Source organism: Paenibacillus sp. FSL R10-2736, from assembly GCF_038000245.1.
Classification (GTDB): Bacteria; Bacillota; Bacilli; order Paenibacillales; family Paenibacillaceae; genus Paenibacillus_AQ; species Paenibacillus_AQ phytohabitans.
In genome coordinates this window covers 2,380,343-2,395,854 of record NZ_JBBOBN010000001.1, presented here as the reverse complement: position 1 = coordinate 2,395,854, position 15,512 = coordinate 2,380,343, and the positions used below count along the sequence as shown (strand labels likewise).

The window sequence follows — 15,512 nt, the reverse complement described above, 5'->3', positions numbered from 1 at the left end:
GAACGCGGGCTTATATTCTTGGAATACCTGAGTTCAATATAAGCGCACCAAAAAACACTCTTGAGGAATGACGGCCCGTGCCGGCATTTCAAAAGAGTGTTTTTGCATTTTCCGGCTTACGGGTTATTCTGGAATGTTAAATACGGGGACCCGCCGCCCGTCTGTGTCTGTATACCCATATTTCTCCGCCAGACTCCCCACCTGCTGGGGTCTGCCTGTCAGCTGCATCACCCCAGGATCAGCAGCGAGCGCTGCGGCAGCCCGTCCGATGTACGCCGTAGACTCACTGGCCTGCAGCTCCTCTACCTCCTGCCAGTGCTCTTCATCCGTCTTCATGCTCTCCAGCACCAGTTCTGTACGCATCCAGCCAGGTGATAAGGGAATCACAGCGATCCCATCCGCAGCCAGTTCAAGGGACAATCCGTAGGCCATGCGAACAAGCGCATTTTTGGACAGATCATAATAGAAGTTCCCTACATATTTATACTGGTCCCAGAAGGTGGTATGAATGATCAGCTTCCCAGTGCCAGTGCCTTCTCTGCGCATCAGCGGAATAGCATAGTAGTTAGTCATGAGCTGCGCCCTGACTCCGGCATTAAACATATGGTCCCAATGAGCGGCCGGGAGCTCCCAGAAGGGCTTGTTCTCAATCGGAAGATTATTGCCTCCCCAGACATTATTGACCAGAATATCAAGCTTGCCCTGCTCCACGGCAATCTGCCGGATCACTGCTTCCGTCTCCGCGTCATTGGTGTGGTCGCAGCGGATATATGATCCTTCTCCGCCGAAGCTGTGAATCTCACGCAGTACACCGGCAAGTGTCCGTTCGCCCCCTTCAGCCATTGAACCTGCGTTTCTTCCCGTAAAATACACAAACGCACCTGCCCGGGCCAGCTCCAGGGCAATGCCTCTGCCCGCTCCCCTGCTCCCGCCTGTAACTAATGCAACTTTCCCTTGCAAATCTGTCATTATATCCGCTCCTCTCAGCTTTCATCAGATGATCATGAAGTTATCTAAAAGCTATCTTGCACCAACCGGCTCTCCTTATTAATATTAACTCTTATATATGACATCAACTGACATATATATATGATAAACTTAAAATATGTTCTGCTTAAGCGGAAACGGCTTTGCCGTTCTTGAATAATCGGGAAAAATTTCATTATAACCAGGAGGCCTTTATCCATGAGAGCAGACCGACTATTATCTATTATGCTGCTGCTGCAAAGCCGCGGTAAAATAAGCTCCCGCGAGCTGGCACAAACGCTGGAGGTTTCCGAACGGACCATCTTCCGGGATATGGAGTCACTGAGCATCTCCGGCATTCCCGTGCTGGCAGAACGCGGCCGTGAGGGAGGCTGGAGGCTGGCCGAGGGTTACCGGACCTCCCTGACAGGTATGAACCCCAAAGAGATTGGTGCGCTGCTGCTGCCTGCAGACCCGGCAATTCTGCAGGCGCTTGGGATTCAGGAGGAGTTCTCTTCCGCTGTCCGTAAGCTGCAGGCCGCTGGTGCAAGACAGCCCGCTGCCGCCTTCAGCCTTCTTAATGAGCGTATTCATATTGATGGCGCGGGCTGGCATCCGTCAGGCGAAACCTATCCCAGTCTAACTGCATTACAGGAGGCTATATGGGAAGACCGTAAAGTGAAAATCTGTTACATGCGCGGGGAGGAGAGATCAGAGCGGCTAATTTCACCCTTTGGACTCGTAGCCAAACGTGGTGTCTGGTACACCGTGGCCGAAACAGGCGGTGAAATGCGGACCTACCGGGTATCCAGAATAAGTAGTGCTGAAGTCACGGATGAATATTTTAGCAGACCTCAGGATTTCAATCTGGCACATTACTGGGAAGCTTCTACCATGGCATTCAAATCTGCATTGCCCCGCTACCCTGCCAAGCTGCTGGTGAAGGACAATATAATGAAGGTTCTCAAACAAGAACGTTATGTTTCCGTACTATTCCAGGAGCCTTCACCTTCACCCGGCTGGCACTCCGTCGAAGCCGAATTTAATACGCCGGAGTCTGCCTGCCGGATCATCTTATCCCTAAGCCCGGGCATTAGAGTTACCGCTCCGGCGGAGCTTGCAGACAATGTTGCGGCCACTCTGCGGGAAGGGGCTGCATTATATGAAGACAATGTGTAAACGTACTCTTTTGGAGCAGCCCGGGAAGAAGTTTTATGTCAGTTCTTACAATAGACCGATTACGCTTTAATCCCCTATAATATTACAATGCACAATATTTATTTCTAGGGGGAACTATAGTCTATGGACTGGATGAACAAGCTGCCTTTAAAACAAAGAATCGTTGCCGGATGTTACCTGGTTGCCGCTTTATTCGCTGTCCCTGTGTTAATTACGCTCATTGCAATGGGAAAGTTGATAATCGGTATTATTCTGATTGCGGTATTGGCTGCACTGACCTACCCGCTTGCGCGCTTCATTGAGAGAACGCTTACATCTTCATTTGAGGATATCTCCAATGTGACGCATACAATCGCCAAAGGCGACTTCACCAGCCGTGCAGACGAGAACGGATCAATGGGCGACATCAGCCGCTCCTTCAACACTATGATCGATAAATTGAAGAAGATCCTAACCGACGCTTCACAGCTTACCCGCCAGGTTATGGATGCCAGCCGGGGTATTGAGGACAAGAACCAGAACCTGAAGATTGTAATGGCACAGGTAGCCTCCTCTTCCAACGAACTTGCCCTGGGTGCGAATGAAATCTCGGTGGATATTGCCGATATGACGGAATCGATCAAAGATATCGAAACCAAAGTCTCCAATTATACGAACTCTACCAAGGAAATGAATAAACGCTCCGCCCATACACTGGAGCTGGTTGAAAAGGGACGTCAGTCCGTGGACACTCAAGCCGAAGGCATGCGGAAGAATATCCAGGCTACACAAAAAGTAGCAGATACGATCGAAGCGCTCTCACAGAATGCCCGCGGCATTACCATGATCACCAAGACCATCACGGAAATTGCCGAACAAACCAATCTTTTGTCGCTTAACGCCTCAATTGAAGCTGCACGTGCAGGTGAGCACGGACGCGGTTTCGCAGTTGTAGCACAGGAGGTCCGCAAGCTTGCCGAAGAATCAACCGCCTCCACCAAGGAAGTGTTCGGGCTGGTACGCAGCATCGAGGCCGATATCAAGCAGGCTATCGATAACATCGCTATTAATGAAGAGGTTGTTCAGGTGCAGAACGAGATGATAACGGAGACAGCACATATTTTCGCGCAGATCGTACATAGCGTGCAATACATAACCGAGCAGATCTCCTCCTTCTCCGCAGAGAGTGATCTGATGCTGGAGAGTGCGCTCAAGATCTCCGGGGCGATCGAGAATATCTCGGCCATTACCCAGGAGACGGCAGCAGGTACCGAGGAGGTATCTGCGGCGATGAACGAACAAATTCATGCCCTGCAGTCCGTAGCGGAAGAGACCGAGAAGATGACACAATCTGTCTTCCAGCTGCAAAAAACAATCCATATTTTCAAATTCTAGCAGCAGCCCCAAGAGACCATTTCCGCAGAGCAGTCTGCGGGAACGGTCTCTTTTTGGCATGGAAAAAGCAGATTGTAATGTAATATTCACAAAGTGTTAAAATAGTGCATAACCCTAAAATAACGTCTTTGCACTTCTTTACTGCTAATTCTTTATTACTAATAAACTAACATTATTTTAAATTTTAATCACCTATTTCTTAAGACCTATTTCTAGGTTCTCCCAGCCTATAATTCTAATACATCTGCATAGTTTCAGGAGGTTCCTACGATGTTATGAGGCTTATGACTTATGCAGATTAAATTCTGCTCTTTTTCTGCATTTGCATTATAAGACTTTGGTCTTCCAGACGCATCCATTTTCAAAAGTTTGAATATCTAATATTTCATCTCCTATTACATCTGAATATTCGCCAAATTTCGCGTTTTGCTGCAAACGGCTTATTGACAAAAGGCGAGCGAGGAATATATTGTAAAGGAAAATTATCCTTCGCTGTATTGATAACAACATATGAGGCAAAATTCACCGAAAGGGAATGACGCAAAGCCATGGATCTACAGTCTCACTTATCCGGTGAGATCATGACAGCCAGGTTGCTGAAAAACTATGAACGTCCGGGAATCCGCGTTCAGTTATGGTGATTCGTGCAACAGGCCTGTGCTCCTATTTCGAGTACAGGTTTTCTATTGCTAGCATACAATCAAAAAACAACTTGTGGGGTGGATGTTCTGAAGACAGTTGCAGATTATATGGCGGAAGCATTACGCGATCTTGGGGTAACACATTCTTTTGGTATTATTGGCAAGTCCATTTGTCCTATAGCTCTCAAACTTGTTGACTATGGCATTGAGTTTATTCCCGGCCGGCATGAGTCCAGCTCCGGCTTCGCAGCAGGCGGCTATGCACTGAAAACAGGCAGTCTCGGGGTTGCCTTCGGCACCTCCGGTCCAGGCGGAACGAACCTGCTAACCGCAGCAGCACACGCCAAAGCCAACAATCTCCCGGTGCTCTTCATTACCGGTCATCAGTCTATTAAAGAGCTGGGGATTCCCCAGTGTCAGGATTCCACATCCTATCTCGCCGATTTGGCGGACATGTTCAGACCAGCCACTCTTTTCAGTAAGCTGGTAGAACGCGGCGACCATTTCAGTACGATTTTCAATCATGCCCTGTCTATCGCCCTTGGTGACAAGAAAGGACCTGTTCATTTATGTATTCCGTTTGATGTTCAGACCGAGCGCCTTGAAGAATGCCGGATTGTCCTTCCGCAGCGGGAAAGGCTCGTCAGCTACGCCAACTACGAACGGGTCATTTCAGCGATCAATGCTTCCAGCAGGCCTCTGATCATTGCCGGTAAAGGGGTTAACCGCTCCGGTGCGCACAAGGAACTGGTACAGTTGGCCGAGACCTTCAACATACCTGTAGTGACCTCCCCCGGCGGTAAAGGAGCCATTGCTGCGGATCACCCGCTCTATCACGGTCCTGTGGGCGTTGGCGGATGTACGCACGGTGATGAGATGTTGAACAACAGTGATCTGTTTATCGTGCTTGGTTCGCGTCTGAGCGATATGACCATATGCAATCTTAAGAAGGAGAATCATCCGGATCAGCTGATCCAGTTTGATGTTGATCCAACCTTTGTCGGTAAAATATTGACTTCCGATACCATTTCCGTCGGCGGCGATTTGCGTGACAACCTGGAGCTGTATCTCGGCAAGATTGATCCGTCCACCATAACCAGACGTGAAATAGAGATCTCCAATCACTATACTGAAGAGCTGCCTGTGCTGTCCAAGCTCTCGCTGGCTTCGGTAATGAGCACGATGAGCGATTTGATACCATATAACAGCAGCGTGTTTGTTGATGACGGCAGCCACGGCTTCAATGCGGTCAAATGGTTCAACGTGAAGAAACCGGGGAGCTTTGTATTTGATGCCTATTTCGCCTGCATGGGGAATTCAATCGGCATGGCCATCGGTGCCAAGGCGGCTGCGCCGGAAGAGACGGTCTTCTGCATTACCGGTGACGGCTGTTTCATGATGCTCGGAACTGAAATTAACACAGCGGTTTGCAAGAATATTCCGGTTATTTTCATCGTTGTGAACAATATGCAGCTGGATATGGCCCTTAAGGGAATGGAAAAAACAACCGGACGTATCGATGGAACCATCTTTGAAGTCCCTATGGATGCAGTTAAGTTTGCTGAGTCCCTGGGAGCCACCGGCTTCCGCGCAGAGACGCAAGAGGAGTTTGCCTTTGCAATCAGCCAAGCAGTTGAACTTAACCGCGTAGCCGTTATTGAGCTGTTGACCGACCGTGACGAAATGCCTCCTACGGCCCACCGTACACTGGATCTCAACTAGGCTGTATGTTACAGATTCCCCAACTTACTATCAGGAGGCAAACAAGTGAATATGAACGTAGACAGCGGACTGGACCATTTCACCAATCTTTCCGGGGACTATGGTGCCAAAGCCCTAGCTCCTATTAAAGAGCATTTTCCTGAATTAGCCGAGTATATCATGGGCAATGCATACGGTGATATTTTTCAGCGGACGACCATCGGTTCAGACTGGAAAGAAATTGCTGTCATCTCTTCTTTGATCACCATGGGACAATTTGAACAGTTGGGTGTTCACTATGTAATGGCGCTCCGCGTGGGGATGACCGTTGATCAGATCAAAGGTATCCTGCTTCATCTGACACCTTGTATCGGCGCACCCAGAGTGATCTCGGCGTTCAATGTTCTGCTGGAGACGCTGGAAGATATTCGTTAATTAACAACATAATATTACATCATTCGACTTTTGTATTGCGTATTAAAGAAAGTTCTGGTTATAATGAAGGCAAAATATCCCAAAACCAAGTTCACTTTGTCGAATATAGTCGCAGGAACGTAGTTTTTCGGGATATCAACATGATGAATCATCAGGTCACTCTGAATAGTCATGCAATTAAAATTACGGGAGAGATGAACATGGGACAATTTATTTTGAAGACGGACACTGCGAAGAAAGTAATTAACATCGAGCTGGAAGGAACCTTCTCGAACGAGGACGGTCTTAAATCGATACAAGCCTATCAGCAGACCATCAATCCGATCAACCCGTCCGAATATGCACTGGATATCGATTGCCGCAAGCTGAATGTAACCGCTCCTGATGTTGTGCCGTTGCTCGAAGGCTGCTTCATTATGTTCAAGGCAGACGGCTTCCAAAAAGTGAGCCTTACCCTTGAGAATAACCCTATTCTCAAAATGCAGCTGGCACGTCTGGGCCGCAAAGCAGGACTCGAAAACCTGGAAATCACGTCTACGGTACAAGCTTAGGATAACTTATTTTTAAACCATTATTAGCGGTTTGAAACGCAAGATTCGCTCACGAAACTAAGTGTATGCTTACGGGCTACCCAAACTTTTAGGAGGTTTACTATGGCAGGGATTCGCATTAAGGACATTGATATCTATCATCCAAGCAAAAGCATCGGCAATGACTTCTTCATTCAGCACTTCGATGAGAAGGGAATTGATATCCGTGGCCTGCTGGCTGCTCTTGGCCGTGAAAACCGCTACAGTATCGACAGCAAGGATGAGAACTCCCTGACGATGGCTTTTGAAGCCGCAAGCAATGTACTGGACAAGACCGGCCTGACCGGCGCAGACATTGACCTGATCGCTTATGCAAGCCAGACTCCTGAATATATTTTCCCAACGAACTCATTGATGATTCACCGCCTGATTAATGGTGCATCGCATACGATCTGTATCGACAGTAATGCCAACTGTGCAGGAATGACCGCTTCGGTTGAACAGGTCAGCCGTCAAATGATGGCGAACCCGAGAATCCGCCGTGCGCTTGTCATCGGTTCTGACTACGTTGCCCCGCATGCGGACAAGAATGACCCGGTATATTACGCCAACTTCGGCGATGCAGCTGCCGCGCTCATTCTGGAGCGTGACGAGAATTCGGTAGGCTTCATTGATTCAATCTATCAGACCGATACCTGCGTGTACGGCAACTCGCTGTTCCCGGCGGAAGGTTTAGCCAATCTCGGACGTACGGGTGTGGCTGCCGGAGAATTCAATGTGAAGTTCATCCCGTTCGATGATTCCATCTGTGTGGATGCTGCTTCAGAATCAATTAACACCCTGCTCAGCAATAACGGAATCGCACCTGAATCCATCAAGGCCGCCTGCTTCTCGCAGTTGTCACTTCCGAATATCAAGGCCGTTGCCGGCAAAACCGGAATTGACGCTGATGCAGCCGTCTACATCGGGGATGAATTCGGCTACACCTCCACCAGCAGCCCGTTTATTGCCCTGCACAAAGCAGTGACTACCGGACAGCTGGAACGCGGAGACAAGGTCCTGTTCTGGACAGTAGGCGCCGGATGGCAGAATGTCGCTTTTGTAATGGAGTATTAGTCCTAGCTGTTGAACTTATAGTTTCTTGTTGATATCCAAACAGCCCGCAGCAGAATTCCTGCCAGCGGGCTGTTTCTTTATGTATACGTCAGGGCCCGACTCTCCCCAGGCAGAACCTGCAGCGTTCATCCTGCCTGAGGTGAATCTATCCGATTCATCCGGTAAGCGCAGTCTGCCATATCAGCAGCTGTTCTTGTTACCTCTGTCCTTCATGCTTCTCCCAGCCCATAGTCCGAGACACCGCGTCCTGCCAGGCATTGTAACGGCGTTCACGCTCTTCCGTCTCCATCTGCGGTGAGAATACCTTCTCGGCCTTATTGAAGCTCTCCAGCTGCTCCCGGGTCCATATGCCGGAGGTGAGTCCTGCCAGTAGCGCAGCGCCGAGCGCTGTGGTCTCCGCATACGTAGTACGGGTTACGTCTCTCCCAAGAATGTCCGCCTGGAACTGCATCAGCAGATTATTGCGCACGGCGCCTCCATCCACTCTCAGGCCACTGAGCGGCATGCCTGCGTCTTTTTCCATCGCCCCGATGACATCGCGGGATTGAAAGGCCAGCGACTCCAGCGTTGCGCGGACCAGATGTGCGGCGGTCGTTCCCCGGGTCAGTCCAAAAACGGCGCCTCTGGCATACATATCCCAGTAGGGTGCACCAAGGCCGGTAAAGGCCGGCACGACCACAACCCCCTCACTGTCCTCCACCTCACTCGCCTTCTCTTCCGAGTCCGCCGGAGCTACAATCAGCCCAAGGCCCTCCTGCAGCCATTGTACCGCTGCTCCAGCCACAAACACACTGCCCTCAAGGGCATAATAGAGTTCGTCTCCCATACCCCAGGCTACCGTGGTCAACAGGCCATGACTCGAAGTCACTGCCTCAGTGCCTGTGTTCATCAGAATGAAACAGCCGGTGCCGTAGGTGTTCTTGGCGCTGCCTGCCTCCAGGCAGGTATGACCGAACAATGCCGCCTGCTGGTCCCCAAGCACAGAACGGATGGGAATATCTGCACCGAACCACTGCTTGTCTGCAGCCCCGAAGTCCCCGCCTGACATCCTTACTTCAGGCAGAATAGAGGGCGGAATGCGCAGCGCCTCAATCAGGCCGTCATCCCATTTGCGCTCATGCAGATTGTAGAGCATGGTCCGTGAAGCATTGGTAACATCCGTAGCATGCACAGCGCCTCCTGTAAGCTTCCAGATCAGCCAGCTGTCAATGGTTCCGGCCAGCAGCTCTCCCCGGTCCGCCCGCTCTCTGGCCCCCGGCACATGGTCCAGAATCCAGGCCAGCTTCGTTGCCGAGAAATACGCATCGATGACAAGACCCGTCTTCTCAGCGATCTCTCCGGCCATTCCCTGCGCCTTAAGCACCTCACACTGCTCTGCAGTCCGGCGGTCCTGCCAGACGATCGCCGGATAGACCGGCGTTCCGGTAGCCTTGTCCCAGATCAGTGCAGTCTCGCGCTGATTGGTAATGCCGATGGCCGTAATACTATCAGCAGGGGCGGAGCTTGCCGCGATAGCGTCTCTGGCCGCAGCAAGCTGACTCTCCCAGATTTGCTCCGGATCATGCTCTACCCAGCCCGGCCGGGGAAAGGATTGTCTAATCTCATATTGCCCTTGCGCGATCATTCCCGCCTCCTCATCAAAGAGGATCGCGCGTGAACTGGTGGTACCTTGGTCCAAGGATAAGATCATTATGCACAGCCTCCTGCAAGCCTCAGCTTCTATGATATGTTCCACGTTGAACAAGATTAATGTGGTGGTTTCAACAAAAAGCACCTCTGCTGTCAGAGGCGCTGTCATGCATTGTCCGGATTTACTGTTTTTCGACAGGAAGCCGCAGGGTAAAAGCGGTGCCTTCTCCAAGCTTGCTGGAGGCGTGGATACTCCCATGATGCGACTCGACGATGTTCTTCACAATCGCTAGTCCCAGACCGGTTCCTCCCGATTCTCCCCTTACGCGTGCTTTGTCGGCTTTGTAAAAGCGCTCGAAGATATACGGCAGATCCTCAGGCGTAATGCCTACCCCTTGGTCCCGGATCTCAATCTCCAGAACCCTCCGGCCTTCCAGCACGGTGGAATCCGCCCGAATGGATATCATTTTATCGGCCGGAGTGTGGCGGAAGGCATTGTCGAGCAGATTGGTGAGCACCTGCTCCAGCTTATCTTCATCGGCAGCCTTAAGGAGCAATTCGGTATCCGGTTTCTTCAGCTCAAGAATGATATCCCGCTCCTTGGCTCTGACCGAGAACTTGCGGTACACCCGTTCCAGCAGTTCCCCAGCATCCACTTGCGCCTTCAGCATATCCGTATGCCCCGCTTCCATGCGGGCCAGATCGAGCAGATCCTTCACCAGCCGGCCCATACGGAGCGATTCATCGTGGATCACCTGGACCAGTTCGCTGCTCTCCTCCGGGGAGGAAGCCATTCCATCCAGCAGCGCCTCGCTGTAGCCTTGCATCATCGAGAGTGGTGTACGGATCTCATGCGAGACATTGGCGACGAAATCGCGGCGCATTTTCTCCAGCCGCACTTCCTCCGTCACATCGCGCAGCACCGCCACCGCACCGCGGAGATTATCTTCGGAGTATAAGGGTGCCATATGCACAGACCATACACCCTGCCGGACATGGATATTGGAGCGTTGATCGCCTCCTACGCTGAGTGTACTGAAGAACAGCGGCCGCAGCGGCGGAGGCACATCACGGGCAGGTCCAGCCTGCGGATACAGCCCGCCATCCTCTTCCTGCTCCCAGGTAAGGTCACTCCAGGTTTCCAGCAGCGTCTGGCCATGCGGATTGGTGAGGATAATCCGCCCCTCAATATCGAAGGTGATCACGGCATCGCTCATACTGCGCAAGACGCTGGACAAATGCCCTTTTTCATTATTCAGACTGCGTATATTCTCTTCCAGCTCTTCTGCCATGTGATTGAAGGATGTCGCCAATTGGCCGATCTCATCGCTGGTAACCAGCGTCAGTCTCGTCCCGTATTCGCCGCGGCGGATATCATTGGCTGCCTCAATCACCTGCTGCATCGGCTGGGTAATCTTCGTAAACAGGAATAAGGCAAAGAATGTCGTTAAGGAAAACCCGATCATACAGGTATACATAAATAAACGCTTGATCGCCCCGGAATTGGCGAAATTACTGTCGATGTAGGGTAACAGAAACAGCCCCAGCGTAATGAGCACGACAGCAACCAGACAGATGATCGTGATCCACAGCTTACCGACAAGACTTCTCCAGAAGTTCACTTATTTAGGCACCTCAAGCTTATAGCCGACTCCCCATACGGTAGTGATCATAGCCGCCGATTCCGGGGACACCTTATTCAGTTTCTCGCGAAGACGCTTGACATGGGTATCCACGGTACGCAGATCTCCGAAGAACTCGTAATTCCACACATCCTTGAGCAGTTCCTCACGAGAGAACACCTTATCCGGTGAGATCGCCAAATAATGCAGCAGCTCATATTCCTTAGGGGTCAGACTTACCTCCTGGCCGCCGGCGGTTACGCGGTGTGCATCATGCTCAATAATAAGAAACGGAAACACGATATTGTTGCTTGAATTGCTCTCTTTGGACAAAAAAGCAGTTGCGGAAGAACGGCGCATTATCGCCTTCACCCGGTATATCACTTCACGCGGGCTAAACGGCTTAACGACATAGTCATCTGCGCCCATTTCAAACCCTTGAACCCGGTTAATCTCTTCACCCTTGGCAGTAAGCATCAGGACCGGTGTAGATTTGACTCCTCTGAGTCTGGTCAGCACTTCAATCCCGTCGATGCCCGGCAGCATAACATCCAGCAATATCAGACCGTAGTCATTGGCTGTAGCTTTGCGCAGAGCAATTTCCCCATCTTCTGCCTCGTCAATTTCATAACCTTCTTTTTCAAGATACATTTTGAGCAGGCGGCGGATGCGTTCTTCATCATCCACCACCAGAATTCTATTCAAGTGCTCTGCCATTTACACAACAACCCCTTCATCAAATACAGTAGAACGTTACCCTAAAATCTTGTGCGTGCCAGAGAATATAGTCTACTCAGTCTGTCCCCGCATAAGAGTGAAGTCCGGCGATCACAAGATTAACGCCAACCAGGGTAAACATTACGATCAGAAAGCCGAGTACAGCGAGCCAAGCGGACTTGCGTCCCTGCCATCCGCGGGCCAGCCGCAAATGGAGATAAGCACTGTAGAACAACCAGGTGACGAGTGCCCACACTTCCTTAGGGTCCCATCCCCAGAACCTGCCCCAGGCCACTTGAGCCCATATCATTGCAAAAATCAAAGCCCCCAGTGTAAAGATCGGGAAACCGATGGCGATCGCCCTGTACGTTATTTCATCAAGGTCATTCTCATCAATTCCGTCGAGTACCGGATGAATCGCCTTACCCAGCGGTTTGCGGACAGCCAGGCGGAGAATTCCATATAGAATCAGCCCGGACAGCAGTGACCAGATAACGGTATTGAACTTGCGCCCGGCATTGACACCATTCATCCAGGATGGAGCTTCGAAGAGCGGTTCTTTTATGCCAAGAAACGACTGGAAGCTCTCAATTTCGCTATGGTAAGGTGCCACAATCGGCGGCATTTTATAACTCACTTTCTCTATTGTACTATCTCCCTGCCCGGGGCTGTCAATCGTAACGTTAGTGCGGACAAAAACAGATTCATAGCCGGCACCGCGGAAGGCAAATACAGATCCAAGAAAACCAATTATAACAATGATTGAGAACAGAGTAAATTCGACAAGTCTCTGCTGCTTGCGGTCACTGCGTTCCTTGCTGCTGAAATCGACCGTCCGCAGGAGATACATCAGCCCGGCGGCAAAGCCTACAGCGAAGAACGATTCCCCCAGTGCTGCCAGCGTAACATGAATGTTCAGGTAGATGGATTTCAGCGAGGGGATCAGCGGCTGTACTTCCTGCGGAAATACCGCTGCATACGCCATCACAATAATCGAGATCGGAACCGCGAAGACACCGAGAATAATTTTGCGGTAAATCGCGAAGATCACCGTAAATGCAACCATTACCATCATCGATAAAAAAGTCATGAACTCATACATGTTACTTACCGGAATATGACCCGATCCCATCCAGCGTGTAATGAAGTATGCCAGATGGCACAGCAGCCCGAGCGAGGAGGCGATAAAAGCAATTCTCCCCCAGCGTGCGGTATGCTCCTCCGGCTTCCTGCCGGACCATCTGCGCCCCATAATGGCGATGGTGAACAACATGAATGCTCCGCTGTATAAAAAGAATGCGGCAATAAAGACGTCACTGCTGAAATCGAGCAAGCTCATGCCAGGCCTCCTCCGTTGTCCAATGATTTTTCATCGACTGTCATGTCTATCTTCTGGAGAATAGAAACGATCTCGCGGCGGAAGCCGAACCAGTTCTTGTTCGTATGGCCTCCCAGCACCAGTTCCCCGCCGTCGACGGTCAACCAGATGCGTCTATGCTGCCAGTAGAAGCCGAGGATCAGCCCCAGCATGATAATACCCGCGCCAACCCAGACAAATGGCATTGCCCGGTCGACCCGCACATTGAGATAAGTGGTGGATTCCGAGAAGTCAACGTCACTCATGCTGCCGACCTCAAGCTCCAGAAACCGCCCGCTGCCGCCAAGCTTGTCGTTGATGGCTGACTGCTGGAATTGCTCCTTGTCAATCTGCTTCGGAAAATAGAAATACTGCTGCCCCCCCGCCGGAAGCTCTGGCCCTTTAATAAGGAAGAGGAATGCAGGGGCATTCGGATAAGGCGATTTGGACACCGGCTGGCCTTCATCGCTCAGTCCGAAATCCATATATTTCTCTTTCAGCTCCAGCGTATATGGACCTGCCTGGAAGCTGCGCTGCGGATTCTTCATATCCAGTTCAAACTTGCCGTAAATCTCGCCAGTGGACGAATTCGTCAGCCCGGGCTGCACAGAACGCAGCACAGGAGTCAGGTCATAATCAAACTGATACGCTTTCAATCCTTGGTAGCTGAGCGGTGAATTCACCTGAATGTCATGCCGGGCCACTTCCGTAAGCTGAGGCTCCTTAGACGGGTCCGTGCAATCGGCAGTACATTCATAGAGAACCGCCCGGGTCTCGTAGAGCTTGGGAAGCACCTTGATTCCGCGGAACTCCTCAGGCATCTCTTCTTCCGTGTAGAATTCTACGGTGAACTTCTCATTCTTAAGATAGAGGCTGGTGTCCGGTATTTTGACGGTCTCCCCTTGCGGAAAAGCTAGATGCTGGTCCATATTCAGCCCCGGAAGTCCTCTCGCCAGCACGGCGAGCAAAAAAATAATCAGGCCGATATGTATTACATAAGGTCCCCAGCGGCTGAAACGGTGTTTCTCGGCCAATAAAGCGCCGCCCTCCGTCCGGACGCGGTAACCTTTCTTCCTGAGCGGCTGGACGATGCGCGCCACCCACACCTCCGGCTCCTCTTCCACTTGCGTGACGAGCGTCAGCTTCTGACGGGTCAGAAACTGGCGGTGCTTGCGGATCTTTTGCCGGGTTAATGCCTTGTACAGCGGAAGCACACGGTCCAGGCTGCAGATGACCAGAGAAGCTCCGATCATTACGAGCAGCGTCACAAACCACCAGGATTCATAGGTATGCGAAAGGCCGAGTCTATAATATATATTCCCGGCTGTTCCGTACGTTTCTTGATAATATGTTGAAGCGTCAATATTCAGAAAAGTGCTCTCTTGCGGAAAAATGGTACCCAGCATAGCGCCCAGCAGTGTCAGCACAATCAGATAGATGGCGATTTTGACCGAGGAAAAAAAGTTCCAGACCCTGTCGATCACTCCGGGACCTACACGCTGTGAACGGCGCGCTACCCCATCGTAACGCATCTCCAGATTCTCGGAAGAGTTCCATTCCTTCTCATCCAGCGGCTTGCCGCAGGCTTCGCAGAGAACAGTGCCCACAGGATTCTGGTGACCGCATTCACACTTGGTATTGCTGATTAGCGGCAAGTGCTCCTTCATTCTCCCACCAGCTTCCCGATTTGCTCGTCAAGCGAGCTCAAATCCAGCTGGCCGATATGAATGCTGTCTACCTTGCCCTTCGTATTAATGAAGAAGGTGGTAGGCAGCGGGGAAACCCCGTAACTACGGACGGCATCACGCCCCGTATCCATCACAACCGGGAAATCAATATCCACGAGCTTCACGAAATTGTCCACTGTCATCTGATCCTCGCCTACATTAACGCCTACGACCACTACGCCCTGGTCTTTCCACTTCTCCCACTGTGCCTGAAGGGCAGGCATCTCCTTCACACAAGGGGCGCACCAGGAGCCCCAGAAGTTAAGCACAACCGACTTCCCTTTGTACTCCTCCAGCGTATGGGTCACGCCGTCCAGCCCAAGCAGTTCAAAGTCCGGCGCTCTCCCGCCTTCCGTGGGTTTGCCATCCCCTCCGAACACGGAGGAACCGATTGCATAACCCCCGAGCAGAAGGATTAGAAATAGTATCACGATTTGTATTGGCTTTCTGGCTTTGCCCATACGAGGGTGCCCCCTTCTGTGACGCAACTCATTACTTTAGTTGTTAGGTGTGAACAT

The 15,512-nt window shown here is 51.2% G+C and carries 13 protein-coding genes and 1 riboswitch; of the genes, 6 read left to right on the top strand and 7 right to left on the bottom strand.

The genetic code is table 11. The features are described 5' to 3' along the window. Window positions 1-123: 123 nt before the first annotated feature. Window positions 124-969, bottom strand: a complete 846-nt coding sequence (locus NSQ73_RS10020) for an SDR family NAD(P)-dependent oxidoreductase (protein WP_340986309.1) — start codon at window positions 967-969, stop codon at window positions 124-126. A gap of 216 nt (window positions 970-1,185) precedes the next feature. Between NSQ73_RS10020 and NSQ73_RS10015 the strand changes: the two genes are divergently transcribed. The 6 genes from NSQ73_RS10015 to NSQ73_RS09990 all read left to right on the top strand — a co-directional run bounded on the left by NSQ73_RS10015 (window position 1,186) and on the right by NSQ73_RS09990 (window position 7,942). After that, window positions 1,186-2,145: a helix-turn-helix transcriptional regulator gene (locus NSQ73_RS10015; protein ID WP_340986307.1), complete on the top strand. Its 960-nt coding sequence runs from the start codon at window positions 1,186-1,188 to the stop codon at window positions 2,143-2,145. 123 nt (window positions 2,146-2,268) lie between these two features. Next, complete coding sequence (locus NSQ73_RS10010; RefSeq protein ID WP_340986306.1) at window positions 2,269-3,519, top strand: methyl-accepting chemotaxis protein; 1,251 nt, start codon at window positions 2,269-2,271, stop codon at window positions 3,517-3,519. Between the two features lie 504 nt (window positions 3,520-4,023). Beyond that, a riboswitch (cyclic di-GMP riboswitch) is annotated at window positions 4,024-4,120 on the top strand. A 118-nt stretch (window positions 4,121-4,238) separates the two neighbouring features. Then, window positions 4,239-5,882, top strand: coding sequence for a thiamine pyrophosphate-binding protein (locus tag NSQ73_RS10005; protein ID WP_083705451.1), 1,644 nt, complete (start codon window positions 4,239-4,241; stop codon window positions 5,880-5,882). Window positions 5,883-5,933: 51 nt separating this feature from the next. Then, the gene (locus NSQ73_RS10000) at window positions 5,934-6,296 is read left to right on the top strand and encodes a carboxymuconolactone decarboxylase family protein (RefSeq protein WP_042141354.1); all 363 of its coding nucleotides are present in this window, start codon (window positions 5,934-5,936) and stop codon (window positions 6,294-6,296) included. A 200-nt stretch (window positions 6,297-6,496) separates the two neighbouring features. Next, complete coding sequence (locus NSQ73_RS09995; RefSeq protein ID WP_042215586.1) at window positions 6,497-6,847, top strand: hypothetical protein; 351 nt, start codon at window positions 6,497-6,499, stop codon at window positions 6,845-6,847. Between the two features lie 102 nt (window positions 6,848-6,949). Continuing rightward, on the top strand, window positions 6,950-7,942 hold the full coding sequence (locus NSQ73_RS09990; protein ID WP_340986303.1) for a 3-oxoacyl-[acyl-carrier-protein] synthase III C-terminal domain-containing protein: 993 nt from the start codon (window positions 6,950-6,952) through the stop codon (window positions 7,940-7,942). 196 nt (window positions 7,943-8,138) lie between these two features. On the opposite strand, the gene glpK is transcribed toward NSQ73_RS09990, so the two are convergent. The 6 genes from glpK to resA form a co-directional block, all read right to left on the bottom strand. After that, entirely contained in the window at window positions 8,139-9,632 is a 1,494-nt protein-coding gene (gene glpK / locus NSQ73_RS09985; RefSeq protein ID WP_340986301.1) for a glycerol kinase GlpK, read from the bottom strand. A gap of 121 nt (window positions 9,633-9,753) precedes the next feature. Further along, window positions 9,754-11,193 carry a HAMP domain-containing sensor histidine kinase gene (locus NSQ73_RS09980; protein WP_340986300.1) on the bottom strand — a complete coding sequence of 480 codons (1,440 nt, stop codon included), beginning with the start codon at window positions 11,191-11,193 and terminating at the stop codon, window positions 9,754-9,756. Continuing rightward, a complete protein-coding gene (locus NSQ73_RS09975) occupies window positions 11,194-11,910 on the bottom strand; it encodes a response regulator transcription factor (RefSeq protein ID WP_039301726.1) in 717 nt (238 codons plus the stop codon). Between the two features lie 76 nt (window positions 11,911-11,986). Further along, entirely contained in the window at window positions 11,987-13,249 is a 1,263-nt protein-coding gene (gene ccsA, locus NSQ73_RS09970) for a cytochrome c biogenesis protein CcsA (RefSeq protein WP_042138646.1), read from the bottom strand. Next, complete coding sequence (resB, locus tag NSQ73_RS09965; RefSeq protein ID WP_340986298.1) at window positions 13,246-14,934, bottom strand: cytochrome c biogenesis protein ResB; 1,689 nt, start codon at window positions 14,932-14,934, stop codon at window positions 13,246-13,248. Before resB ends, ccsA begins: the two co-directional genes overlap by 4 nt. Continuing rightward, window positions 14,931-15,455 (bottom strand): thiol-disulfide oxidoreductase ResA, encoded by a 525-nt coding sequence (gene resA, locus NSQ73_RS09960; RefSeq protein WP_042138648.1) that lies wholly within the window; start codon window positions 15,453-15,455, stop codon window positions 14,931-14,933. The genes resB and resA overlap by 4 nt, the downstream gene beginning before the upstream one ends. Between the last annotated feature and the right edge of the window lie 57 nt (window positions 15,456-15,512).